18 protein-coding genes are annotated in these 24,542 nt (G+C 69.4%); 15 read left to right on the top strand and 3 right to left on the bottom strand.

Annotated features, from left to right (window positions below):
• Positions 1–350: 350 nt before the first annotated feature.
• On the bottom strand, positions 351–1,367 hold the full coding sequence (locus AC3EU2_RS03255; protein ID WP_488178310.1) for a LacI family DNA-binding transcriptional regulator: 1,017 nt from the start codon (positions 1,365–1,367) through the stop codon (positions 351–353).
• 357 nt (positions 1,368–1,724) lie between these two features.
• On the opposite strand from AC3EU2_RS03255, the gene AC3EU2_RS03250 reads away from it, so the two are divergent.
• The 15 genes from AC3EU2_RS03250 (at position 1,725) to AC3EU2_RS03180 (ending at position 23,431) form a co-directional block, all read left to right on the top strand.
• Positions 1,725–2,822, top strand: coding sequence for a sugar ABC transporter substrate-binding protein (locus tag AC3EU2_RS03250; protein WP_488178309.1), 1,098 nt, complete (start codon positions 1,725–1,727; stop codon positions 2,820–2,822).
• 25 nt (positions 2,823–2,847) lie between these two features.
• The gene (locus tag AC3EU2_RS03245) at positions 2,848–4,542 is read left to right on the top strand and encodes an ABC transporter permease subunit (protein ID WP_488178308.1); all 1,695 of its coding nucleotides are present in this window, start codon (positions 2,848–2,850) and stop codon (positions 4,540–4,542) included.
• Positions 4,542–5,471, top strand: coding sequence for a sugar ABC transporter permease (locus tag AC3EU2_RS03240; RefSeq protein WP_488178307.1), 930 nt, complete (start codon positions 4,542–4,544; stop codon positions 5,469–5,471). The genes AC3EU2_RS03245 and AC3EU2_RS03240 overlap by 1 nt, the downstream gene beginning before the upstream one ends.
• A 57-nt stretch (positions 5,472–5,528) precedes the next feature.
• Entirely contained in the window at positions 5,529–6,722 is a 1,194-nt protein-coding gene (locus AC3EU2_RS03235) for an ABC transporter ATP-binding protein (RefSeq protein WP_488178306.1), read from the top strand.
• A 73-nt stretch (positions 6,723–6,795) separates the two neighbouring features.
• Entirely contained in the window at positions 6,796–8,133 is a 1,338-nt protein-coding gene (locus AC3EU2_RS03230; RefSeq protein WP_488178305.1) for an alpha-amylase family glycosyl hydrolase, read from the top strand.
• 244 nt (positions 8,134–8,377) lie between these two features.
• Positions 8,378–10,048, top strand: coding sequence for an alpha-amylase family glycosyl hydrolase (locus AC3EU2_RS03225; protein ID WP_488178304.1), 1,671 nt, complete (start codon positions 8,378–8,380; stop codon positions 10,046–10,048).
• Entirely contained in the window at positions 10,029–10,955 is a 927-nt protein-coding gene (locus tag AC3EU2_RS03220) for a glycosyl hydrolase family 32 (protein WP_488178303.1), read from the top strand. Before AC3EU2_RS03225 ends, AC3EU2_RS03220 begins: the two co-directional genes overlap by 20 nt.
• A gap of 1,485 nt (positions 10,956–12,440) precedes the next feature.
• Positions 12,441–13,346, top strand: a complete 906-nt coding sequence (locus AC3EU2_RS03215) for a hypothetical protein (RefSeq protein ID WP_488178302.1) — start codon at positions 12,441–12,443, stop codon at positions 13,344–13,346.
• A 466-nt stretch (positions 13,347–13,812) separates the two neighbouring features.
• Positions 13,813–14,343, top strand: a complete 531-nt coding sequence (locus tag AC3EU2_RS03210) for a hypothetical protein (RefSeq protein ID WP_488178301.1) — start codon at positions 13,813–13,815, stop codon at positions 14,341–14,343.
• Between the two features lie 144 nt (positions 14,344–14,487).
• A complete protein-coding gene (locus AC3EU2_RS03205) occupies positions 14,488–14,871 on the top strand; it encodes a DUF3311 domain-containing protein (protein WP_488178300.1) in 384 nt (127 codons plus the stop codon).
• A complete protein-coding gene (mctP, locus tag AC3EU2_RS03200; RefSeq protein ID WP_488178299.1) occupies positions 14,868–16,550 on the top strand; it encodes a monocarboxylate uptake permease MctP in 1,683 nt (560 codons plus the stop codon). The genes AC3EU2_RS03205 and mctP overlap by 4 nt, the downstream gene beginning before the upstream one ends.
• 88 nt (positions 16,551–16,638) lie before the next feature.
• The gene (malQ, locus tag AC3EU2_RS03195) at positions 16,639–18,771 is read left to right on the top strand and encodes a 4-alpha-glucanotransferase (protein ID WP_488178298.1); all 2,133 of its coding nucleotides are present in this window, start codon (positions 16,639–16,641) and stop codon (positions 18,769–18,771) included.
• Positions 18,772–18,878: 107 nt separating this feature from the next.
• Positions 18,879–19,967 carry an SDR family oxidoreductase gene (locus AC3EU2_RS03190; protein WP_488178297.1) on the top strand — a complete coding sequence of 363 codons (1,089 nt, stop codon included), beginning with the start codon at positions 18,879–18,881 and terminating at the stop codon, positions 19,965–19,967.
• 15 nt (positions 19,968–19,982) lie between these two features.
• Positions 19,983–22,094, top strand: a complete 2,112-nt coding sequence (locus tag AC3EU2_RS03185; RefSeq protein WP_488178295.1) for a dehydrogenase — start codon at positions 19,983–19,985, stop codon at positions 22,092–22,094.
• A complete protein-coding gene (locus AC3EU2_RS03180) occupies positions 22,091–23,431 on the top strand; it encodes a wax ester/triacylglycerol synthase family O-acyltransferase (RefSeq protein ID WP_488178294.1) in 1,341 nt (446 codons plus the stop codon). The genes AC3EU2_RS03185 and AC3EU2_RS03180 overlap by 4 nt, the downstream gene beginning before the upstream one ends.
• A gap of 31 nt (positions 23,432–23,462) precedes the next feature.
• Here the strand turns inward: AC3EU2_RS03180 and AC3EU2_RS03175 are convergent, their stop codons facing one another.
• Positions 23,463–24,185: a VIT1/CCC1 transporter family protein gene (locus AC3EU2_RS03175; RefSeq protein ID WP_488178293.1), complete on the bottom strand. Its 723-nt coding sequence runs from the start codon at positions 24,183–24,185 to the stop codon at positions 23,463–23,465.
• Entirely contained in the window at positions 24,178–24,486 is a 309-nt protein-coding gene (locus AC3EU2_RS03170; RefSeq protein ID WP_488178292.1) for a 4a-hydroxytetrahydrobiopterin dehydratase, read from the bottom strand. Before AC3EU2_RS03170 ends, AC3EU2_RS03175 begins: the two co-directional genes overlap by 8 nt.
• Between the last annotated feature and the right edge of the window lie 56 nt (positions 24,487–24,542).

The raw sequence follows: 24,542 nt of genomic DNA, 5'->3' as shown, positions 1-24,542 counted from the left end.
TGACGAACGGCGTCCGGTCCTGCTCGACGAGTTGCGTCCATGAGCCTCGGCCGCGTGCTGCCCCCTGCCTTGCCCCCTCGGGAGGTGGACGGTGCGCAGATGACACTCCGACGGCAAACAGACCCACTGCGCTCTCCGCTGAGCCCCGATCCTTCCTGCGCCCGAGCTGGGCTCGACGAGTGATGGGGACAGGCGCACGACTGGCCGGTCCGCGCCGTCCGGGTGTCAGCGATTGACCCGCGTGCCGCGTCGGGAGGTGCTGAGCAGCCGGCGTTCGCCGGACGCTTCCCTCACGGGGTCCGGATTCAGTCTCGCCCACGGGCGGGTTCTGCCGACCGTGGCAGCGCTCGCTACGAGCGGGGTGAGGCGATCGAGCCTCGCTCGCGGAGCTGCATCCGGACATGGGTGACCCCACGCCGCGCGTTGTCAGCCAGGAGCGTCTCGACAGCGAGCTTCCCCATCTCGAGATACGGCATGGCCACCGAGGTGAGCGCGGGTCTGAGCCACGCGGCGAGAGGTGAGTCGTCGAACGAGACCACCGACACATCTCCGGGGATACTGAGCCCAGCGGCCTCGAGCGCCTGGTAGGCGCCCAGCGCGATCCGGTCGTTGAGGCAGATGAGGGCACGGGGCCGTCCACCGCCGGCGATGAGCTGGGCGACGGCGTCGAATGCAGGCTCGGGCCACCACATGCAGGGAAGTGAACCGGCAAGTGCCGCACCCCCATCCGCCAACGCAGCCTCGATGCCGACGCGTCGCGAGTCGGTCGGCAGCTTGTCGGTTGGGGTCTCACCCACGAGGTAGATGCCCTCACGGTGCCCGGCCGCCAGGAGCACGTCGACAGCGGTCCGGCCCCCCTCGACGTCATCGGGGACGATCGCCGGCGTGGTGCGGCCAGCCGCACAGTTGAGCAGCACCACCGGCTGGCCGTTCAGGCTGTGGGGCAGCCGGATCCGACGAGTGGACATGCTCGCGTAGATCACTCCGTCGACCCGGTGGTCGAGCATGTGGCTGATCGCCTTCGCCTCGACTGTGGGGTCCAACGCCGTCTCGGCCATGTGCAGGAGGTGATCCATCCGGACGGCGGCAGCAAGGGCGCCGCGGACGAGGTCACCGGCGTACCCCTCGCCGACGATGGTGTCGGAGACCAGTCCGATGGTCCGGCTCAGCCTGGTGACCAAGCTGCGGGCGATGAGGTTCGGCCGGTAGTCGAGCTCGTGCGCGGCCCGCAGCACCTTGAGCCGGGTGGCCTCGGGAATGCGCATGTCCTCACGCCCACCGAGGACAAAAGAAACGGTCGTGGGGGACACGCCAGCGCGCTCGGCCACGTCCTTCTGCAGGGCCGGCTTCGGCGCTACACTGCTCACGGTCCCTCCTCGTCGTCGGGAACCTATCGCCTGGTGCCGATCCGTGAACAATCTCGTCTCGCCACTTGACGTGACCTGCGTCACGGCCTATAAACGCTAATGCGTATTAGCAAAGGTGCCTGCGCAGCCCGGGGCACCGCGTCGACCAGCCAGCAACACCTGCCCAGGGAGCGTCTGATGCAGCACAGAAGTCGCACAGTCACAGCGTCACTCGGTTTCGCCGTCGCAGCAGCACTGCTGGCGGCCTGCTCGAGCGGAGGTGGGACCAGTGGGAGCACCGGTGCAGCCAGCTCGACGGCTCCGGCCTCAGGGGGAGAGCTCCTCATCTGGTTCGGGGAGGGACCGGGCGGTGAGGCCATGAAGGCGTCCGCGGCCGCCTTCGGCCAGGAGAACGGGGTGAACGTCAAGGTCGAGCTCGTCCCCGGCGAGGACCTCCAGGGCAACTTCGTCACGGCGTCGCAGGCCAACAAGGCGCCGGACATCGTCTACGGCGCCCACGACTGGATCGGGAACCTCGTCCAGAACGGGTCGATCGACCCGATCCAGATCCCCGCGCCGACGCTGGCGACGTTCCAGGAGCTGGCGATCAAGGCCGTGACCTTCAACGGGCAGGTCTACGGGATGCCGCACTCGATGAACAACATCGTCCTGTACCGCAACACCGACCTCGTCCCCGAGGCGCCCACCTCGATCGAGGACCTCGTCGCCAAGGGCAAGGCCCTCAAGGCCGACGGCAAGGTCGACGAGGTGCTGGCATACCCCGTCGGGGCCACGGGCAACCCGTACTTCATCAACCCGTTGTTCACCTCCGGCGGTGGCTACATCTTCGGCACCAACGCCGAGGGGACCTTCGACCCCAAGGACCTCGGGGTCGGCAAGCCCGAGGCGATCGCTGCCTACAAGAAGATCGCGGCGCTCGGCGAGGGGGGCGAGAAGATCCTCAAGCGGTCGATCAGCGGTGACAACGCGCTGGGTCTGTTCACCTCGAAGAAGGCCGCCTTCCTCGTCGAAGGTCCGTGGCAGCTGCCGAACCTGACCAAGACCGACTTCAAGTTCGACGTCTCGCCCATCCCGGGCTTCGAGGGCGGCAAGCCGGCTTCCCCGTTCATCACCGTCGACGCCGCCTACGTCGCGAGCAAGGGCAAGAACAAGACCCTCGCCCAGGAGTTCGTCACCAACTTCTGGTCGCGCGCCGACGTGCAGCTGGCATACTACAAGAAGGCCCAGGGCGTGCCGGCCAACAAGGACGTCCTCGCGCAGATCCAGTCGAGCGACCCGCTCATCGTCAAGGTCGCGGAGTCGGGCGCCGCCTCCGGCCAGATCATGCCGAGCATCCCCGAGATGGCGGCGGTCTGGGACCCGCTGGGCAAGGCGGAAGCCGCGGTGATCTCGGGCAAGGACCCGGCGTCGACGATCGAGGCCGCGGCGAGTGCCATTCAGAAGGCGATCGGCTGAAGCCACCCACGGGCGCCGGCCGGCGGTGAGTGACCACCCGCCGGCCGGCGACCTGCCCCGGGCCGACCAGGCCCGCCGGCCCAAGCGCAGCATCCCTGACCCGACCGAGAGGATTGTCATGGCCGAAGTGTCCGCTGGCCCGACCCGCACCCGTGGTGGACCCAAGCTCGGGATCACCGCCGACGGCACGAGCAGCCCGCTCGGTCTCCTGCTGAAGATCGCCGCCCTCGCCATCCTCGCCGCCGTGGCCGTCTGGGCGGCCATGCCGCTCATCGCGCAGGAGAAGTGGATCGGGCTCGTCCTCCTCGCGATCGTCACGGTATTCGCCTTCTACGTCTACCTGTCACCGCGCACGATCCCCCTGAAGTACCTGCTTCCGGGAACGCTCTTCCTCATCGTGTTCCAGATCCTGCCCGTGCTGTACACGGTGTCGACCGCCTTCACGAACTTCGGCGACGGCCACCGCGGGAGCAAGGAGGAGGCGGTCACCGCGATCGAGGGTTCGTCGGTCACCCAGGTCCCCGGGTCCGCGATCTACACGCTGAGCATCGCCACCAACGGGGACCCCGCAACGGGAGACATCGTGTTCCTCCTCGCCGACCCCGCCAGCGGTGCCACCTTCGTCGGTGACGCCGAGGGTCTCGAGGACCTCCCAGCGGACCAGGTGCAGCGCGCGGCCACCGGCAAGATCACGCAGGCGGAGGGCTATACCGTCCTCAACATCGGACAGGCGTCGGAGCGGACCGCCGACATCACCGCCTTCAGCGTGCCCACCGAGAACGGCGCGATCAAGAGCCAAGGGCTGTCCCAGGCGTTCGAGGGGGCGCCGCAGCAGAAGTACGACGAGGGATGTGACTGCATCACCGACACAGCCTCCGGGGCCACCTGGAAGGCGAACGAGGAGCGGGGCAACTTCGTCGACGCGTCCGGCAAGGCCCTGGCTCAGGGCTGGAAGGTCAACGTCGGCCTGAAGAACTTCGCGTCGGTCGTGACCAACGAGACGATCCGCTCGTCGTTCCTGCGGATCGTCGTCTGGAACTTCGCGTTCGCGTTCCTGACCGTGGCCATCACCTTCGGGTTGGGCCTCATCGTGGCCATCGCCCTCAACAACCCTCTGCTGAGGGGCAAGACGATCTACCGGTCGCTCATCATCCTCCCGTACGCCATGCCGGCGGTCGCGATGTTCCTCGTCTGGCGCGAGATGTTCAACACCGACTTCGGCCTCATCAACCGGATGCTCGGGATCCAGTTCAACTGGTTCGGGAACACCGCGACCTCTATGGGCGCCATCCTGCTGGTGCAGCTGTGGCTCGGGTACAACTACATGTTCCTCGTCATCACCGGGGCGCTGCAGTCGATCCCGGCCGACCTCACCGAGGCCGCAGGGGTCGATGGGGCCAAACCGTTCTACGCGTTCCGGACCATCACCTTCCCGCTGCTCCTTGTGGCGCTCGCACCACTGCTGATCGCGTCGTTCGCCTTCAACTTCAACAACTTCGCTGGGATCTACCTCGTGAGCGAGGGCGGACCCTTCTCGCCTGACAACCCGGCCGCGGGTGGGACGGACATCCTCATCACCTACACCTATCGCCTGGCGTTCGGTGGCTCGGGCGCCCAGTACGGGTTCGCGGCCGCGATCTCGGTGTTCATCTTCCTCATCGTCGCCACCTTCTCGATCGTCAGCTTCCGTCGGACCCGCGCCCTGGAGGAGATCAACTAATGGCAATGCCAGCTAGCCAGACCGTGGCCGCCGGGCCCGACGTCGACGAGCCCGCCGAGGTCGTTCGCCTCGGCGGTGCCAAGGGTGGGTGGTTCCGTCGAGTCGGGTGGAGTCATGTCGTCGGCGTCCTCGCCCTCGCCTTCTCGCTGTTCCCGATCATCTTCGTGGTCTCTGCGGCGCTCAACCCCCTCGGGACGCTGAGCTCGTCGGAGCTGTTCCCGACGCGCGTCGGCTTCGAGAACTTTGGCGCGACGTTCAGCGGCCAGTTCCCGAGATGGTTCCTCAACAGCCTCATCATTGGGGTGACCTCAGCGGGAGCCTCGATGTTCATCTCGGCGTGCGCGGCGTTCGCGTTCTCCCGCTTCCGGTTCGCCGGACGGCGTCCCGGGCTCCTGGGGGTCCTGCTCGTGCAGATGTTCCCCCAGTTCCTGGCGATCGTCGCGCTCTACCTCATCTTCGCGGAGATCACCGACCTCTGGCCCGCCATCGGCCTCAACACCATCTGGGGCCTGCTGCTGCTCTACCTCGGCGGGGCGCTCGGTGTGAACACGTGGCTGATGAAGGGCTTCTTCGACACCATCCCCAAGGACCTCGACGAGTCGGCCAAGGTCGACGGTGCCAGCCACGCCCAGGTCTTCTTCGGGATCATCATGCCGCTGGTGACCCCGATCCTCGCCGTCACCGGGCTGCTCGGGTTCATCGGTGCCGTCAACGAGTTCCTCATCGCCAGCATCTTCCTCACGGACGAGACGCAGAAGACCGCCGCCGTCGGCCTTTACGGTCTCGTCGCGGCGGAGAACACGAGGAACGCGAACTTCGGGCTCTTCGCGGCGGGTGCCGTCATCCTGGCGCTGCCCACCGTCGCCCTCTTCCAGTTCCTCCAGCGCTACATCGTCGGTGGGCTGACCGCCGGCGCCGTCAAGGGCTGACCCAGCCTCCACATCCGATCGACCCTGGACGACCCGTCCGCCACCGAAGGAGCTGAGATGTCCGAGGTAGTGCTCGACAAGATCAACAAGCAGTACGAGAACGGCTTCCACGCCGTCCACGACCTCAACCTCGAGATCGCGGACGGGGAGTTCCTCGTCCTCGTCGGCCCCTCGGGCTGCGGGAAGACAACCGCCCTGCGGATGGTCGCCGGCCTCGAGGACATCAGCAGCGGCACCCTGCGCATCGGCGACCGCGTCGTCAACACGCTGTCGTCGCGCGAGCGGGACATAGCCATGGTGTTCCAGTCCTACGCCCTCTACCCGCACATGACCGTCGCCGACAACATCGGCTACGGCCTGAAGATCCGCCGGATGGACCGGTCGGAGATCGACAAGCGGGTCAAGCGGGCCGCCGACATGCTCGAGCTCGGTCCGCTGCTGGAGCGCAAGCCGAAGCAGCTGTCCGGCGGTCAGCGCCAGCGCGTGGCGATGGGCCGGGCGATCGTGCGCGAGCCGCAGGTCTTCCTCATGGACGAGCCGCTCTCGAACCTCGACGCCAAGCTGCGCGTGCAGATGCGCGCCGAGATCGGGCAGATCCAGCGCGAGCTCAACGTCACCACCATGTACGTGACGCACGACCAGACCGAGGCCATGACGATGGGTGACCGGGTCGCGCTGATGAAGGCCGGTGTCCTGCAGCAGCTCGGAAGCCCCCAGCACCTCTACGACCACCCCGACAACATCTTCGTCGCCGGCTTCATCGGGTCCCCGCCGATGAACATGGCCATCGCGCGCGTCGACCGCGACAGCACCGGGTACACGATCAGCATCGGGAGCACCGTCCTCCGGCTGCCGCAGACCACCGTCGCCGAGCGTCCCGCCCTCGAGTCCTACGTCGGACGCGACGTGGCGATCGGCATCCGCAGCGAGGACATGGAGGACGCCGCCCTGGCGCGCGACACCTCGCCCGAGGCTCGCCTGCGGACCAGGGTCAACCTCACCGAGGCCCTGGGCTCGCAGATCGTCGTCCACTTCGACGTCGAGGCGCCTCGCGTCGTCACCGCCGACACCAAGGAGCTGGAGAAGGACGCCCACACCGAGGACCTCCCCTCGGTCCAGCGTGCCAACACCTTCGTCGCGTCGTTCGGCCCGCGCTCGCGCGTCAAGGCCGGCGACGACGTCGAGATCGTCATCGACAGGGAGCGGCTCCACTTCTTCGACCCCGAGGACGGTCGCGCCATCCGCTCGTGACGTCCGACCCGACGGTCGGGGGCGAGCGACTCGTCCTCGTCCCCACCGCCGTCCAGCCACTGGAGGGAGATCAATGTCCAAGACGCCAGGCAACACCACGCGACCCGCGTCGCGGTTCGCGGGGGTCCGCCATCCCGAGTGGACGCGCAGCGCTGTCATCTACCAGGTCAACCAGCGTCACTTCACGCCCGAGGGGACATTCAGGGCAGCGGAACAGCACCTGCAACGGATCCGCGACCTGGGCGCCGACATCGTCTGGCTTATGCCGATCAACCCCATCGGTGAGGTCAACCGAAAGGGCTCCCTCGGCAGTCCGTACGCCGTCAAGGACTACTTTGCCGTCAATCCCGAGTTCGGCGACCTCGCCGACCTGAGGCACTTCGTCGACACGGCCCACGCGGTCGGGCTGCGGGTCATCCTCGACTGGGTCGCGAACCACACCGCGTGGGACAACGTCCTCGTCGACGCCCACCCCGAGTGGTACGCCCGCGACTGGCAGGGCTCCTTCCGACCCACCCCCTGGTGGGACTGGGACGACATCATCGACCTCGACTACGACAACACCGACCTGCGCGACTACATGGTCGAGGCGATGCGCTACTGGGTCGCGGAGGCGGACGTCGACGGATACCGCTGTGACGTCGCTGGTTTCGTCCCGCTCGACTTCTGGGAGCGAGTCCGGTCCGACCTCGAGGAGATCAAGCCGGTGTTCATGCTGGCGGAGTGGGAGACGCGCGACCTGCACTCCCGCGCCTTCGACGCCTCGTACGGCTGGTCGTGGAACGCCGCGGTCCACCTCGTCGCCCAGGGCAAGGCGGACCTCGAGCCCTTGCGGGTCTACTACGCCTGGAACTCCGGCTCCTGGCCGCGCGACGCCATGCGGATGACGTTCGTCAGCAACCACGACATGAACGCCTCCGTCGGAACGGAGTTCGAACAGTTCGGCGACGCCCTCGAGGCAGCGATAGTGCTTTCCGTCGTCGGCGAGGGCATCCCGCTCATCTACAGCGGACAGGAGGCGGGCAGCGACCGTCGGCTGCTCTTCTTCGACAAGGACGTCATCGACTGGCGCGAGCACGAGCTGGGCACGCTCTACCGGGACCTGTTCGCGTTGAAGAAGGCGCACGCTGCTCTGTGGAACGCGCGATGGGGTGCACCGATGGAGCGGGTCCCGAACTCCAGAGAGTCCTCCGTCCTCAGCTTCGTCCGTCATCGGCCCGGTGACGAGCTCGCCGGTGAGAGCACCGTGTTCGCCGCGATCAACTTCGACGCCTCGGAGCAGATCGTCACGCTGGGGGAGGCTCCCTACCCCGGCACCTACCTCGATGCGTTCACGGGGGAGGCGGTCGAGGTCGCGGCCGGGGTCGAGCTCACCCTTCCCGCCTGGAGTCATCGCATCCTGACCCGATGACGTCGTGGGCAGTCGTCGACGGCCGGCGCAGGGGTGCCGGAAGTCGACGGGGCTCGCAGCCCCAGGCAGACACCGTCCGGGCCTCATGAGGGGGGCCCGGACCGTCGGAGCAGCCCCGTGACGGCTGGTCCGGCGGGCCGGTCGGTGCGTCGCAGGACCTCCGGGTGACGCACCGGCCGGACCATCCATCGTCGCGCCCCTTCCGAGCACCGTGCCGGGCCCTCCTCCTCGAAAGATCCGACCCATGACCGCCGAGACCGACGCACCCACCGCCGGGGACACCTGGTGGCGCGAGGCCGTCGTCTACCAGATCTACCCCCGGAGCTTCGCCGACGCCGACGGCGACGGCGTCGGTGACCTCAAGGGCATCACCGACCGCGTGCCCTACTTGCGCGCGCTGGGGGTCGACGCCGTATGGCTGTCCCCGTTCTACCCCTCGCCGCTCGTCGACGGCGGGTACGACGTCGTGGACCACCGGGCGGTCGACCCCGTCATCGGCACCCTCGACGACTTCGACGACTTGGTCGGCGCCCTTCACGCCGCCGACATCAAGATCATCGTCGACATCGTCCCCAACCACACCTCCGACCAGCACCCGGACTTCCTCGCCGCGCTGGCGGCGGGTCCGGGTGCACCGGAGCGCGGCCGGTACCTCTTCCGGCCCGGACGAGGTGTCGACGGCGACGTCCCGCCGAACGACTGGCCTTCACACTTCGGCCCCACCTGCTGGACGCGGGCCGACGACGGTGAGTGGTACCTCCACCTCTTCGCTCCTGAACAGCCGGACCTGAACTGGGACGACAAAGCCGTCCACCTCGATCTCGAGAGGACGTTGGCCTTCTGGGCCGACCGTGGTGTTGACGGGTTCCGCATCGACGTCGCCCACGGGCTGGCCAAGGACCTGTCCGAGCCGTGGCCGACGATCGCCAGCCTCGACTCCGCCCTGATCCCGATGGACGGCAGCCACCCGCTCTTCGACCGCGAGGAACTGATGCAGATCTACCGGGGGTGGAGTGACCTCCTCGACCGCTACGAGCCTCCGCGCATGACGGTGGCCGAGGCCGTCGTCCCCCGCCAGCGGGCGCACCGGTACCTCACCGACGGCGGCCTGAGCCAGGTCTTCAACTTCGACTTCCTCGACACGCCCTGGGACGCGGCGGTGTTCCGGGAGGCCATTGACAGGGAGTTGCGGGCGTCGGCCCGCTCGACCGCGACGAGCACCTGGGTCCTCGGGAACCACGACTGCGTCCGGCCCGTGAGCCGCTTCGGTCTCCCGCTGGGAACGGACCTTCAGGGATGGCTGGTCGGTGACGGTCATGCACCGCGGGCGGATTCGGCCACCGGGTTGGCGCGTGCCCGCGCGGCCGCGACGGCACTGCTCGCCCTCCCAGGGTCGACGTACGTGTACCAAGGGGAGGAACTGGGCCTCCCCGAGGTCGCCGACCTCACTCCGGCGAGCCTCCAAGACCCGATCTGGCGCCGTTCCGAGGGAGCGGCCAAGGGTCGGGACGGGTGCCGGGTCCCGCTCCCGTGGGTCGACGCGGGGCCGAGCCTGGGGTTCGGTGACGGCCCGTCGCACCTTCCCCAGCCCGGCTCGTTCGCACTGCTCGCCGTCACGCTCCAGGAGCAGGACCCCTCCTCGACCCTCTCGCTCTTCCGGAGGGCGATCGTCCTGCGGCGCCAGCTCTTGCGGGGACGGCAGGCGTTCTCCTGGCTGGAGCAGCCGGCTCCTGGAGCGCTGGGGTTCCGCCGTGGGGCTGACTGGCTGAGCGTGCTCAACCTGGGCGAGGACGTGGTCCCGACACCCGCCGGTGAGGTGCTCCTGTCCAGCGGTCCGCTCGCTGACGCGGGCCTGCCACCCAACACGTGCGTCTGGGTGCGGACGGAGGGCGACCGTGGCGCTGGCGTTGCCTGACCAGTGGGTGTGGGACTCCTGGTACGCCCACGACGGCGGGACGCACCACGCATTCTTCCTCTGCGCACCACGGTCGCTGGGCCACCCCGACGAGCGCCACCTCAACGTCACGATCGGTCACGCGACATCCACCGACCTGGTGACCTGGACCGAGCAGCCGCCGGCCCTGCGCCCGAGCCCCACGCCGGCGTTCGACGACGCAGCGACGTGGACCGGCAGCGTCGTCCGGCACCAGGGTCTCTGGTGGATGTTCTACACCGGGGTGTCGGTCCGAGACGGCGCCCTTGTCCAGACGATTGGGCTGGCCACGTCCGGCGACCTGACGACGTGGGTCAAGCGGCCGGAGAGCCCTGTGCTGAAGGCGGATCCGCGATGGTACGAGGTGCTGGAGACCTCACCCGACCACGACGAACCCTGGCGCGACCCGTGGCTCCTCGAGGACGGCGGGCAGTGGCACCTGCTCGTCACGGCTCGGACCCCTCAGGGGCCGCGACGAGGTCGTGGTGTGCTCGGCCACTGCTCGTCCGACGACCTCGTCAGGTGGCACGTCCATCCGCCCCTGACCGCTCCCGGCGGGTTCGGACACGTGGAGGTGCCTCAGGTCGAGACCGTCGACGGCGTCAGGGTCCTCCTCTTCTGCTGCGACACGGCCTCGTTGGACCCCGAGGGCCCGCACACGAGCGGCGGGGTGTTCAGCGTCGACGCCGAGGGCCCGCTCGGGCCGTTCGACCTGCGGGCGGCGCGACGGTTCCCCCACGACTCGCTCTACGCGGCCCGTCTCGTCTACCACGACGGTGGATGGTGGCTGCTCGGCTTCCGCGACCGGGAGAACGGCCGCTTCGTCGGAGAGCTGAGCGATCCGGTCGCCGTCACCGCCGTGCGCGGCGTGGGCATCGTCGCCCGCTGAGATTGACGGCTGGCATGCGGATTTCCGCCATGGCGACCGCACGATGTGACTCTCGACAGACGCACAGTGCTGGCCGACGAGGATCCTCCAGTCGCACGCCGGCGCGCGCCGCGCGGGGGGCTGCACAGGTCCGCCGCCCGATGTCCTCGCCTATGGAGCGGCGGCGCGGGCGCGAGTCATGTACCCGCTGTATGTGTCCGCCACGCCGTGGTCCTCGCCGCCCGGCGCCGCCCTCGACAAAATCTCCGATGGTCGGGATCACGTAGAGGCGCGTTTGTGTGCGCCCATGGGGAACGAGACACCGAGTTCGTGCAAACAGCGGCGTTTGCTTCTCCATGCCCGCTTGCGGGCGCTCCGCCAATGCGCGCGCCTACCAGTCGTCACTGGTCACAGCTCGACATGTCAGGCAACTGGTATCGCACGCAAGTCGCATGCGTTCAGGAGCAGTTAGCACTGCGCATTGATCTCGAGCGAGGACCTCTGTCCACAGGAGGTCTGCTGATGACTCTCCTTCCACAGTTGGCGATCCGCCGTCCCGAACAGTGGTCCCGGCGCTCACTGTGGCGACGAGGGCTGTCCCTCAACGACGTCGTGAAGGCATTGGGGGGTCATGGGTATTCGAGAGGAAGTCGATGGCACACAGGGGGTTGCGGGACTGGTTCGAGCCCTTCGTGCCCTAGGCGAGGCGGCGTCTAACGCCCTGACGGCAGGAGGAGACGTCAGGCTGCATGTGATCGCCTGCAACGCACATCATCTCGCACATAGACTGGCGCCCGATGGTGCTTCGGATGGGGAGTTTGATGCGCCAGACCTTCGCGATGCAGCGCAGTCGCTGCGACGTGAGGTGCTCCTGCTGGCGCGCGGCAGGCCGGGGATCCGGCCCGTGCTGGTCCAGGCGCGGGGGCTCGTCCTTCTCGCGGACGCGGTTCGACGGTGAACCATCGAGATGTCCGCAGCGTGAGCGAGCTCCTCCTCGAGGCGGACCTCACGTCGAGGCGAATGCTCATGGATCCGGAACAGCTTGATGCAGCAGCGTTGGCCGCGGCTTGGTCCGGGCTCCTGCAGGCGGCCGAGGACCTCGTCAGCGTGCTTCCACGTCGAGGGGCTGGGCCAGGAACTGTCCTGCCCTCCATCGCTAGAGATCCCTGTCTGGGGCGCCTCCGAGCAGTTACGGATCGACTTGAAAGCCTTCGTCAGAAACACCAATGGCTCGCCTCGGCTGAAGCTGATGGAGAGCTCATGACATTGTCGGGCAACATGATTCGAGCCCGAGAGCTTGTCATGGCGCACCACCGGGCCCAGCCCGTGCCGCCAGAGGACGTCCTTCTCGATGGGGCTGCAGCGAGAGCGCGCGTCATTCACACCCTTTGGGTCTCGGCTCACGCAATGGGCCTTGCTGCGCGGCACGCCGCGCTAGCGCAGGACGCTGGCTCTCGGCGCCGTCCGGCATGGCGCGAACGAGAGGCGAGTACGCCGGGTGCCGTCATGAAGATTGCAGACGCCTTGGAGCAGCTGGCGGGAGACGAGGTCCGCCGGACCTTCCCAAAGGCGATGGCGGGGGAGTGGAGGGAGGTGCCCGAGGCTTCTCGGCTTCGGGAGAGCCTCGCCGCCTGGGAGATCGAGGCAAGGCGTGTCCTCGCAGGCACCCCGACCGCGGCAGATCGCTCGGAGGTCCTGCGCGTCCAAGGGGCCATCATGGCGATGGGACGGGTCCTCCTCGGTGTAGCTGCACACAACGGGGCAGTGGATCACGGAGGTTTCCAGGGCGATGTGGCACCTCGTCTCGTTGAGGTCGAGGAACGCATCGGGTACGTGCATGACTTGTTCCGGGACTTGGCTTTCCGCGGCGCGGGCCCTCTCGATGAGCGATTGTCCGCGTCTGGTTCAGAGGTCGTACTCGCGCACACCGAGCTCATCCTGGACGGGTCATCCGTGGCCTCACCATCCGTCATCGCCCGGCGTACCGATCTAGAGGTCACCGCACGCGACGTGCTTGAAGCTCTACCAGCCGCCGTCGGCGTGCTCAATCAGTTGGGCTCATCCTTGGCCGAGCCGGACCTACCACTACAGGCAATCGGCTTGCAGCAGCTCATCAACAGGCTGGAGGCGAGGAAAGGCCTTCAACACGAGAGTCCCGCGGTTCCTTGGATCAGCCCCAGGGACATTGCGCTGGGCCGGCCCGTGCAGCCCCCTGACTGGATCCGAGCCGAGCTCGACGGTGCGGTATCGGCCGCTTCCAGCGCGGTCTCGCATGCCCTGACTGCGTCCACAAACGCTGGGTTCATCAGTGGACATCACGACCCGACTCTCCCCGGCGAGCCGCAGGTGAAGGCTCGCCGACTGCCGCCTCCGATGAATAGCGAGCACGGTAGGTCCGCGCCAGGCCGGTAGGTCAGAGTCACTCGCGCACAGCCGGCCGGCAGCGTGGCGCCGCGTATGAGCGACTTGGCGCGGGGACCGTGACGCGCGAATGCGTGGTTCGACGTAGCGTCGGCTGCCCCACCTTGGTCGGCCCTACGATGACGGTGGCTCCGTGCGAGGCGTTGGCTTGTCAGCGTGTCGTTCTAGGGCGACGAACCTAGTCCGCAAAAAGTCCGCAGAACGCTCGGATCTGGCCGTGAGCGACCAACTTTGGCAGCGCCTAGTCAACAGTCGTTTATGCAGGTCAACGGGCATTTCCGCAGTTGACCAATCGCCACCACCAACGTCCAATCTTCGGCGTCAACGTTCCGCTTCAACGTCTGAGCCCTCCCCACCTCCCGGTCCTCACGAACGCGTGACATACGCCGCGTTCGTGAGGACCGGCAGAGCGTGGGGGAGGAGCGATAATGGGACCCGCCGCTGAGGGAGGTCGTCGATGCCGCGTCGTTCCGCCACCGTCAGCCTCGGGCTGACCCTGGCCCTGGGCCTGGGGGCGTGTGGGGAAGGGGTGGGCGCCGACATCGACAGCGGGTCGGAGCTCCCACCGAACCCGACGGCGAGCCGCACCGGGGCCCTGCCGGACGGCGCCGCCACCTCCTGCGTCGAGGGCTACTCGACGCAGACCCTGACCGGTCGTTCCTTCGCCTTCGACGGCGTCGTGACGAAGGTCGGCCCCTCCGTGTCCGACCGCGGCGGGAGCGCCGACCTCCGGCTGCCGGGAGTCACCTTCGCCGTGCGCGAGTGGTTCTCCGGCGGGCGGGCGGACACCGTCACCGTGGACCTGCAGGGGGCGACGGAGGGCTCCGCCGACGTCCAGGGGCGCGGCTACGACGTGGGTTCACGCCTGCTCGTCAGTGGTGAGCCGAGGTGGGGCGGCGCACCGCTGAGTGCGCCCATTGCCTGGGGCTGTGGGTTCACCCGGTACCACGACCCGGAGACCGCGGCAGCCTGGCGCGCGGCGTTCTAGCCGCTGACCCCGGGCTTGGCCGAGCCCGGCGGAGCCCAGGTGAAGAAGAGACCGTCCTGTTGGTGTGGCGCAGGACACGTGCACCGCTTAGGTTTCTCCCCGGTGCGCGCAACGGCGCCCGCTCCCCGATGAGAGAGGTATCTCGTGGACGAACACGAGTCGATCGACCACGACACGGTCCCACCGGCCAACAAGGGGCTGCTCGCCGCAGCCGGCGTGCTCCTGCTCGCCCCGATCGTCGCGCTCATGTGGGTGAGCTCCTACAGCAAGGTCGAGCCGAAGCTCTGGGGCTTCCCGTTCTTCATCTGGTACCAGTTCCTCTGGGTCTTCCTCTGCTCCGCGATGACCTACGCGGCGTACCGGCTGGTGCTCAAGGCCCGCCCGCACCGCGCGATGGGCGACGCCCAGCGCCAGCCGAAGAAGCACGGACGCCGCAGCCGCCACCAGCGGGGCGCGGCGATCGGTGACAGCACCGACGCCGACCTGCACGACGGCCAGCCCTTCGACGGACCGGAGGACGTCCGATGAGCCAGCTCAGCGCAGCACTGCCCACCGCGAACAGCGGTGGCGTCAACGTCGTGGCCCTGACGATCCTCATCGTCCTGTTCCTCGGTGTCACGGTCATGGGCTTCCTCGCGACGCGCTGGCGCCGCCCGTCGAGCATGGAGTCGCTCGACGAGTGGGGCCTGGGTGGACGGTCGTTCGGCACGTGGGTCACGTGGTTCCTCCTCGGAGGTGACCTCTACACGGCATACACGTTCGTCGCCGTCCCGGCGGCGATGTTCGCGCTCGGATCGGTGTCGGGCTTCTTCGCCGTGCCGTACACGATCGTGCTCTACCCGATCATCTTCGTCTTCATGGCCCGCCTGTGGTCGGTGAGTCACCGCCACGGCTACGTCACTCCGGCCGACTTCGTCAAGGGTCGCTACGGCAGCCGGGAGCTCTCGCTCGCCGTCGCGGTCACCGGCTTCCTCGCGACCATGCCCTACATCGCCCTGCAGCTCGTCGGGATCCAGGCGGTCCTCGAGGTCGCCGGCGTGGGTGGTGGCGACAACTGGCTCGCCAAGGACGCGCCGCTCTTCATCGCGTTCGCCCTGCTCGCGGCCTACACCTACAGCAGCGGGCTGCGCGCCCCGGCCATGATCGCGTTCGTCAAGGACACCCTCATCTACCTCGTCATCATCGTGGCGATCATCTACCTGCCGTCCAAGGTGGGCGGCTGGGAGGCGGTGTTCGGCGCCGCCGAGGAGAAGATGGCGGCGACCAACCCCGCGACGGGCAAGCCGAACGGCGCGTTCATCCCGGGGAGCCAGCAGATGTGGGCCTACGCCACGCTGGGCCTCGGCTCGGCGCTCGCGCTGTTCATGTACCCGCACTCGATCACGGCGAGCCTGTCGGCGAGCAGTCGCAACGTCATCCGGCGCAACGCGGCGATCCTGCCGGCCTACTCCTTCGTCCTCGGCCTCCTGGCCCTGCTCGGGTGGGTGGCGATCGCGGCCGGGACCAAGCCGATCGGCCTCGACGGGAAGCCGAACGCGCAGCTCGTCATCCCGCAGCTGTTCGAGGACATGTTCCCGAGCTGGTTCGCCGGCGTCGCCTTCGCGGCCATCGCCATCGGTGCGCTCGTCCCGGCGGCGATCATGTCGATCGCCGCGGCGAACACGTTCACCCGCAACATCTACAAGGAGTGGATCAAGCCGAACGCGACGCCGAAGGAGGAGGCGAAGGTCTCCAAGCTCGTGTCGCTGGTCGTCAAGGGCTTCGCGCTGATCTTCGTCCTGCTGCTCGACAAGCAGAACGCGATCAACTTCCAGCTCCTCGGGGGGATCTGGATCCTGCAGACCTTCCCCACGATCGTCTTCGGGCTCTACACCCGCTGGTTCCACCGGTGGGCCCTGCTCGCCGGCTGGGCCGTGGGGATGGTCTACGGGACGTGGTCGGCGTACAACGTCGTCAACCCGGTGACGGGAGCCCACTTCGGTGGCTCCATCGCCAACATCCCGGGGATCGCGCAGATGGGCTACATCGCGATGACGGCGTTCGTCATCAACCTCGTCATCTCCGGTGTCCTCAGCCTCGCCCTCAACGCGGCCAAGGTTTCGAAGGGCGTCGACGAGACGATCAAGGGCGACTACTTCGCCGACGAGGGTGACCCCCGCGTCGAGAAGCTCAACCTGGGTCCGCACGAGACCACGGCCAGCCCCTGAGCCGTTCCGGCCCAGCACCACAGGGCGTCGCCGCAGTCGCGGCGGCGCCCTGTGCGCGTTCCCGCCCGCCGACCGGCAGGATGGGGCAATGCCTCCGGTCGCCCCGTCCCCCGCACTCCTCGAGCTCGCGCGCGCCCACGGGGTGGCCACCGACTTCCACGACTGGAAGGGCGCCCACACCGTCATCACCGAGGAGACCCTGCGTGCCGTCCTCGGCGCGCTGGGCGTGGACGCCGGGACCCCGGACGCGGTGTCGGCCTCGCTCGCGGACGCGGCGGACCGTGAGTGGCGGCGCACCCTGCCCGCGACTGTCGTGTGCCGTGAGGCGTGGACCCCGTGGATCCACGCGCACGTTCCCCACGGCTCGTCGGTCCGACTGACGGTCGAGCTCGAGGACGGCGGCGCCCGCGACGTGCCCCAGGTGGAGCGGTGGGTGCACCCGCGCGTCATCGACGGTCGCGAGGTCGGCGAGGCGACCTTCGAGCTGCCCGGTGACCTGCCGACCGGGTGGCACCGCCTCGTCGCCCACCTCGACGCGGACCCCGTGGCGGCCGGCACGGAGGTGTCGACCCTGGTCGTCACGCCCGCCCGACTCGAGCTGCCCGAGACGCTGCGCCACGGCGGGGTCACCGGGCTGATGACCCAGATCTACCAGGTCCGCTCGGCCGGGTCCTGGGGGATCGGCGACCTCGGCGACCTCGGCGACCTCGCCTCGTGGGCCGCCACCGAGCTGGGGGCCGAGTTCGTCCTCGTCAACCCGCTCCACGCCGCCGAGCCGGTCGCCCCGATGGAGGCCTCGCCCTACCTCCCGTCGACGCGGCGCTTCGTCAACCCGATCTACCTGCGCGTCGAGGACATCCCCGAGGTCGTGCGCCTCGACGCCGCCGCGCGCACCCGGATGGAGGAGCTCGCCACCGAGGCGCGGGCGCTCAACACCTCCGACACCATCGACCGGGACGCCGCCTGGGCCGCCAAGCGGGAGGCGCTCGCGCTCGTCCACGCCGTCGGCCTCGAGGGCCGGCGCGCCCGGGACTTCGAGCGGTTCCGCGAGCGCGAGGGCGAGGGGCTGGCGACGTTCGCCACCTGGTGCGCGCTCGCCGACCGCCACGGTCTCCCGTGGTCGCAGTGGCCGAGCGAGTACCACGACCCGAGCGGCCCGGCCGTGGCCGAGTTCGCCCGGTCGCAGGAGGACCTCGTCCGCTTCCACATGTGGCTCCAGTGGCTCCTCGACCGCCAGCTCGGCGAGGTGCAGCGTGAGGCCACGGCAGCGGGCATGGCGCTCGGGGTCATCCACGACCTCGCCGTGGGCGTCAGCCCGCGCGGCGCGGACTCGTGGGGCCTGGGCGACGCGCTCGCCCTCGGCGTCACCGTGGGCGCCCCGCCGGACCAGTTCAACCAGCTGGGCCAGAACTGGTCGCAGCCCCCGTGGCACCCCGAACGCCTGGCTGAGCTCGGCTACGCGCCGTTCCGCGACATGGTGCGCACCGTCCTGCGCGACTCCGGCGGCGTGCGCGTCGACCACGTCATCGGGCTGTTCCGCCTGTGGTGGATCCCGCAGGGCCTGACGCCGGCCGACGGCACCTACGTCACGTACGACCACGAGGCGCTCATCGGCATCCTCTGCCTCGAGGCGCAGCGCGCCGGCGCCGTCGTCATCGGCGAGGACCTCGGGGTGGTGCCCGCCAACGCCCGCGACTACCTCCAGGAGCGGGGCGTCCTCGGAACGAGCATCATGTGGTTCGAGACCACGGACGGCGCCCCGACGCCGCCGGAGAGCTACCGCGAGCTGTGCCTGTCGTCGGTGACGACGCACGACCTGCCGCCGACCGCGGGCTTCCTCGCCCTCGAGCACGTCGACATCCGTGAGCGGCTGGGCCTGCTCACCCGCCCGGTGGCGGAGGAGCGCGCGGTCGAGGAGCAGTCCATCGCGAAGGTGCGTGACGCCCTCGCCGCCCGCGGGTGGCTGGAGCCGGGTGCGGGAGTCCCGTCGGTCATGGAGGCGATGCACCGCTGGCTCGGGCACACCCCGAGCGCGCTGCTCGCGATCTCGCTCGCTGACGCCGTCGGTGACCGCCGCGCCATCAACCAGCCGGGCACCGCGGACGAGTACCCCAACTGGCGCCTGCCGCTCACCGGTCCGGACGGTGCGCTGGTCTCCCTCGAGGACGCGATGCGGTCCGAGCTGGCTCCGGTGCTCTTCGATGCCGCTGACGGCCGCTGACCGCGACCCTCGCCCCCGGTCCCTCTTCCACGGGACGTTCGGCCCCTGACGCCCGCCCGCAGCGGTGACAGGCTGGGGATCCGACGAGGAAGTGGGTGGTGGAGCACATGGCCGCGCTCTTGATGACCGGGTTCCCCGGGTTCCTGGGCTCGGCGCTGCTGGCACGGCTGCTGGCCGGGCGCCCCGGGACCGACGCCGTGTGCGTGGTGCAGGAACAGCATCTCGGCGACGCGCGGGTGCGGCTGTCGGAGATCGAGGCCACGCAGGCCCACGTCACCGGCCGGGTCCGGTTCGTCGTCGGCGACATCACGCTCCCCGGCCTGGGTCTGACCGCCTCGGACACGCGGTCGCTCGAGGACGTCACCGAGGTGTGGCACCTCGCCGCCGTCTACGACCTCACGGTCGGCGAGGAGCTGGCCCGCCGGGTCAACGTCGACGGCACCGAACGTGTCCTCGAGCTGTGCCGAGGCCTCGCACACCTCACCCGGCTCCACCACGTCAGCACCTGCTACGTCAGTGGGCGCCACGAGGGGGACTTCCGCGAGGACGATCTCGACGTCGGCCAGGCCTTCCGCAACCACTACGAGTCGACGAAGTTCGAGGCCGAGCTGCTCGTGCGCCGGGCCATGGCGGGCGGCCTGCCCGCGACGATCTACCGGCCGGGGATCGTCGTGGGGGACTCCCGCACCGGCGCGACGCAGAAGTACGACGGGCCCTACTTCCTCGCCACGTTCCTGCGCCGACAGATGCTGTTGGCCGTCGTGCCCGCGGTGGCCGACCCCGACCGGGTGCGCTTCTGCCTCGTCCCACGGGACTTCGTCATCGAGGCCATGGACCGGCTGTCGCTGATCGAGGAGTCTGTGGGCCGGACCTACGCCCTCACCGATCCGGAACCGCCGACGGCACGCCAGCTCGTCGACAGGTTCGCGCACCGACTGGGCAGGCGCGTCGTCTGGGTGCCGCTGCCCCTCCTGCTCACCAGGGTGGCGATCTCGCTTCCGCTGGTCGAACGGCTCGCAGGTCTTCCGGCAGAGGCGCTCGAGTACTTCGCCTCACCGACCACCTACGACACCACGCACACGCTGACCGACCTCGCGGGCACCGGCGTCACGTGTGCCCGGTTCGAGGACTACGCCGACCGGCTCGTGGACTTCATGCTCGAGCACCCCGAGCTCGACTCCGCGGCCATGGTCTGACGACGAGGAAGAGACATGACACGAGCAGCACCAGTGGTCGTCAACATCAGCCTGATGGGCCCGGAGTGGGACCATGACACGAGGGTCACCTTCCTCGGGCAGCGCTTCCGGATCGTGCGCCGGGGAACGTCCGGTGACGTCGGGGCCGCCCGCGCGCAGGTGCGTCAATGGGCGCCGAAGTCGAGCGCCCTGGCGGTCACTGGCATACGGGACGCGCGAGCCGCCGGACTGTATGCCGGCCAGCTGCGCAACCACCGGCGGATCATGGCCGAGGCGGGGGACGTCCCCGCCACCGACGGCTCCGAGCTGCTCGAGGTGCTGCAGGAGTGGGCGGTCCGGCGGGTCAACAGCGAGATGCCGGGCCACTTCACGAACGCGCGCACCGTCGTGCTGGGAGGCAGGAACCACGGCCGGACCACCCGCGTCCTGCGCGAGTACACGCAGAACATCCAGTTCGCCGACCCCCTGCTCGGTCTCGACCTGCCCGGGCGGCTCCACAGCACCCCCATCCTGGGGCTGGCCGCCGACGCCGTCGGAGGGGCGACGGGGCTGGCGATGCGGATGGTGCCCGACGTGGTCAGGGAGCAGGTGGACCCGCCCGCCCGGCTGGCCGCGCGAGCGCTGGCGCGACGAGCCGCCAGGGACTGCGACGTCGTGGTCGGGACCTATGAGGAGCTGACCGGATTCGGTCTCGAGGACCTCGCCGGCAAGACCCTCATCACGTCCGCCGTCTCCGAGGAGCGGCTGGCCGACCTGGGCGACCGCGGGGTCGACCTCGTGGTGGACGTGACGCCGCAACCGTTCGACGTCATCGTGAACGCGGCGACGCTGCAGGCGCTGATGATGGCACGCGTGCACGGGGGCAGACCGCTCACCGACGACGACCTGCTCGACATGATCGTCGATGCCGGACTCGAGCCGCGGCTGCTCCACCCCAACGGTCCACGACGCAAGAGCCGCTTCGCGTTCGTCATCCACCCCCTGTCCCAGCAGTACCTCCGGAACGTCGAACCGCTGCGGTCGATCGCCCGCTTCGCCCCCGGTCCGGTCATGGACCTCGTCGAGAAGGCCGCGGCCTACAGCCCGCCCTTCACCTACAGCCACGTCACCGGCATCACGTCCCCCACCGGTGCAGAGGCGGAGGGCTGGCTCATCACGGTCGGTGGCACGCCGCGAGAGATGATGGCCCACAGCCCCGAGTTCACCTACCGGCGCCTGCTGACCGCTGCCGACACCGCTCGCAAGCTCGGCGCCCAGATCATGGGCCTCGGCGCCTTCACCAAGGTCGTCGGCGACGCCGGGGTGACGGTGGCGCGGCAGGCCCCGCTCCCGGTCACGACCGGCAACAGCTACAGCGCGTCCGGGGCCCTGTGGGCGGCCCACGACGCGCTGCGCCAGCTCGGCCTGGCGGAGGTGGACGACACCGGGGCGCTGCGGGGCAACGCCATGGTGGTCGGTGCCACCGGTGCGATCGGTTCGGTCTGCGCCCGGCTGCTCGCGGTCGCGGAGGCCAGGCTGTGGCTGGTCTCCCCAGAGGCCGGCAAGCTGCTGGCCCTCAAGGAGCTCATCGAGCGAGAGCACCCCACTGTCGAGGTGCACATCGCCGCCACCCCCGACGACGCCATCTCCGCGATGGACCTCATCGTCACCGCCACTTCGGGGGCCGGCAAGCGCGTCCTCGACATCGGGGCCGTGAAGCCCGGATGCGTCATCACCGACGTGGCCCGGCCGCTGGACCTGTCCGCCGAGGACGTCGCCACCCGACCGGACGTGCTCGTCGTCGAGTCGGGTGAGATCGAGCTCCCCGGCGACGTGCACATGGGCGACATCGGGCTGCCCAAGAACGTCGCCTACGCCTGCCTCGCCGAGACCGTCGTGCTCGCGCTGGAGGGGCGCTACGAGAGCTTCACCGTCGGGCGCAACATCGAGTGGGAGAAGGTCAAGGAGATCTACCGGTTGGGTCTCAGGCACGGGATGAAGCTCGCCACCATCTCCGGCGTCAACGGCGTCTTCACCCCCGAGGACATCGACCGGATCCGGACCCTCGCGCTGGCTGCGCGTGCGTCGGGCGGGACCGGCAGCAGGGCGGGGCGCGCCACCGCCCAGCCGGCCGGGGTGACGTCATGAGCTCCCGGACCCGACGGACGATGAGCGCCGCGGACGCCATGTGGCTGCACACCGACCGGCCGAACCACCTCATGGTCATCGACGGGATCATGTGGACCGAGCAGCCGCTGGACTGGAGCCAGCTGCGAGCGACGCTGCAGGAGAGGCTGGTCGACACCTACCCGGTGTTCGGGCAGCGCCCCGTGGACCCGGCCCGCCCGTGGGAGCTCCCGGGCTGGGAGGACGATCCCGACTTCTCACTGTCCAACCACCTGCACCATGCCCGGCTGCGCAAGCCGGGTGGCGAGAAGCAGCTGCGCGACTTCCTCGAGGCGAAGGTCAGCCGGCCTCTCGACCGGAGCCGACCGCTGTGGGAGGGCTGGCTGGTCGACGGCTACGGGGAGGGCTCCGTGCTCTTCCTACGCCTGCACCACGCCATGGCCGACGGCATGGCGCTGGCCCAGGTCATGCTCACCCTGACGGATCCCGCGCCTGACACCCGGGACGAGCCGCGCGACCTCGAGCCGGCGAACCGCGGATGGTCCGTCACGGCCCGGGCCACCAGCCTGGTGCGCGGCGCCCTGAGCCTGCCGTTGGTCCCTCTCACGATGCTCAAGGGGGTCCAGGTCACCCGCAAGCTCGTGCTGGGAGTCCTGCCGCAGACGCTGTTGAGCCGGGAGCCCGGCGTCGACAAGCTGCTGACGTGGTCACGGCCCCTGCCGCTGGCCGACGTCAAGGCGATCGGCAGGGAGACCGGCAGCACGGTCAACGACGTCCTCATGGCGGCGCTGTCGGGAGCCCTCGCGCGCTACCTCGCGTCGTTCGGCGAGTCGGTCGACCACCTGACGACCATGGTCCCGGTCAACATCAGGCCACCGGGCGAACCCCTGCCGCGTGAGCTGGGCAACAGGTTCGCCCTGGTCCTGCTCCACCTGCCGACGGCCGACCTGACAGTGGCGCAGCGACTGGCGGAGGTGCATCGGCGGATGGTGCAGATCAAGCACTCGCCCGAGGTCTTCATCACCTCGGCCGTCGCCGACGGCATCGGGTACCTCCACGCCATCGACAAGCCTCTCGTCGACTTCTTCGCCGGCAAGGCCATCGGGGTGACCACCAACGTCATGGGCCCGACGGAGCCGCGCTTCCTCGCCGGTGTCGAGGTCAAGGGAGTCCTCGGCTGGGTGCCCGGGTCGGGCGGCCAGACGCTGGGGGTGTGCCTCCTGAGCTACGCCGACACGGTCCGGATCGGGTTCAAGGTGGACGCGGCCTCGGTGCCGGTGCCCGACCAGCTCGTCGAGTTCTTCGAGGCCGAGCTCGACGCGCTGCGGGCCCTGGCCCCGGAGCGCGCAGCCCTCTGACCCCGAGGCCCGCGGCTCAGGGGCCAGCGGCTCAGATCTGGGTGCCGACCAGGGAGCCGATCGCATAGGTGACGGCCATGGCGATCACGCCACCGAGCACGACCCGCCCCACGGCGCGCCCGGCAGGGGCCGACCCCAGGCGGGCGCTCACGAAACCGGTGGTCGCGAGCGCCAGGATGACGGCGGCGACGGTCACCGGGACCCTGGCACCCACCGCGACGATGAGGATCGCCACCAGGGGCAGGGCCGCCCCGAGGATGAACGCGATGCAGGAGGCCCAGGCCGCGTGCCACGGGTTGGTGAGGCCGTCGGGGTCGATCCCCAGCTCGGCCTCGGCGTGGGCGCCGAGCGCGTCGTGCGCGGTCAGCTGCACGGCGACCCGATGGGACAGGTCGTGGTCGAGGCCCTTGGCGGCGTAGATCTCGGCGAGCTCCTGGAGCTCCGCCTCCGGCTCCTCGAGGAGCTCGCGTCGCTCCTTGGCCAGCAGCGACTGCTCGGTGTCGCGCTGCGTGCTCACCGAGACGTACTCGCCGACCGCCATGCTCATCGCTCCGGCCGCCAGCCCGGCAAGGCCCGCGGTGAGGATCGCGGTGCGGTCCGTCGTCGCCGCCGCGACGCCGATGACGAGGCCGGCGGTCGACACGATGCCGTCGTTGGCCCCGAGAACCCCGGCGCGCAGCCAGTTGAGCCGGGTGCCGATGGAGGCGTCGTGCGGCTCGTCGTGCTCGTCGATGCCCTGGGACGTGTCAGCCACCGTGCGTCGCTCCGTGTCGGCGGGCGATCTCGGTGATCCGGTGCGCCTGCTCGATGTCCAGCTGCGTCAGCCCGCCCGCGTCGTGCGTCGTCAACAGCCACGTCGTCGTGCGCCAGCGGATGTCGATGTCGGGGTGGTGGTTCATCTCCTCGGCGACCTCGGCCGCCTCGGTGACGATCGAGATGGCGGCGGGGAAGTCCGGCGCCTCGATCGTCGCGACGATGGCGTCGCCCTTCCGGGTCCACAGGGGCAGGTCGGCGAGCTGGCGCTCGACCTCCTCGTCAGTCAACTGGCGGCTCATGCCCCCAGCCTGTCCCGCACGTGGGGCGCCCGTCCAGCAAGGCGCGCCTTCGCGCG

It is taken from the genome of Knoellia sp. B-D-2, from assembly GCF_057714695.1.
This window is presented reverse-complemented; position numbering and strand designations above follow the sequence as displayed.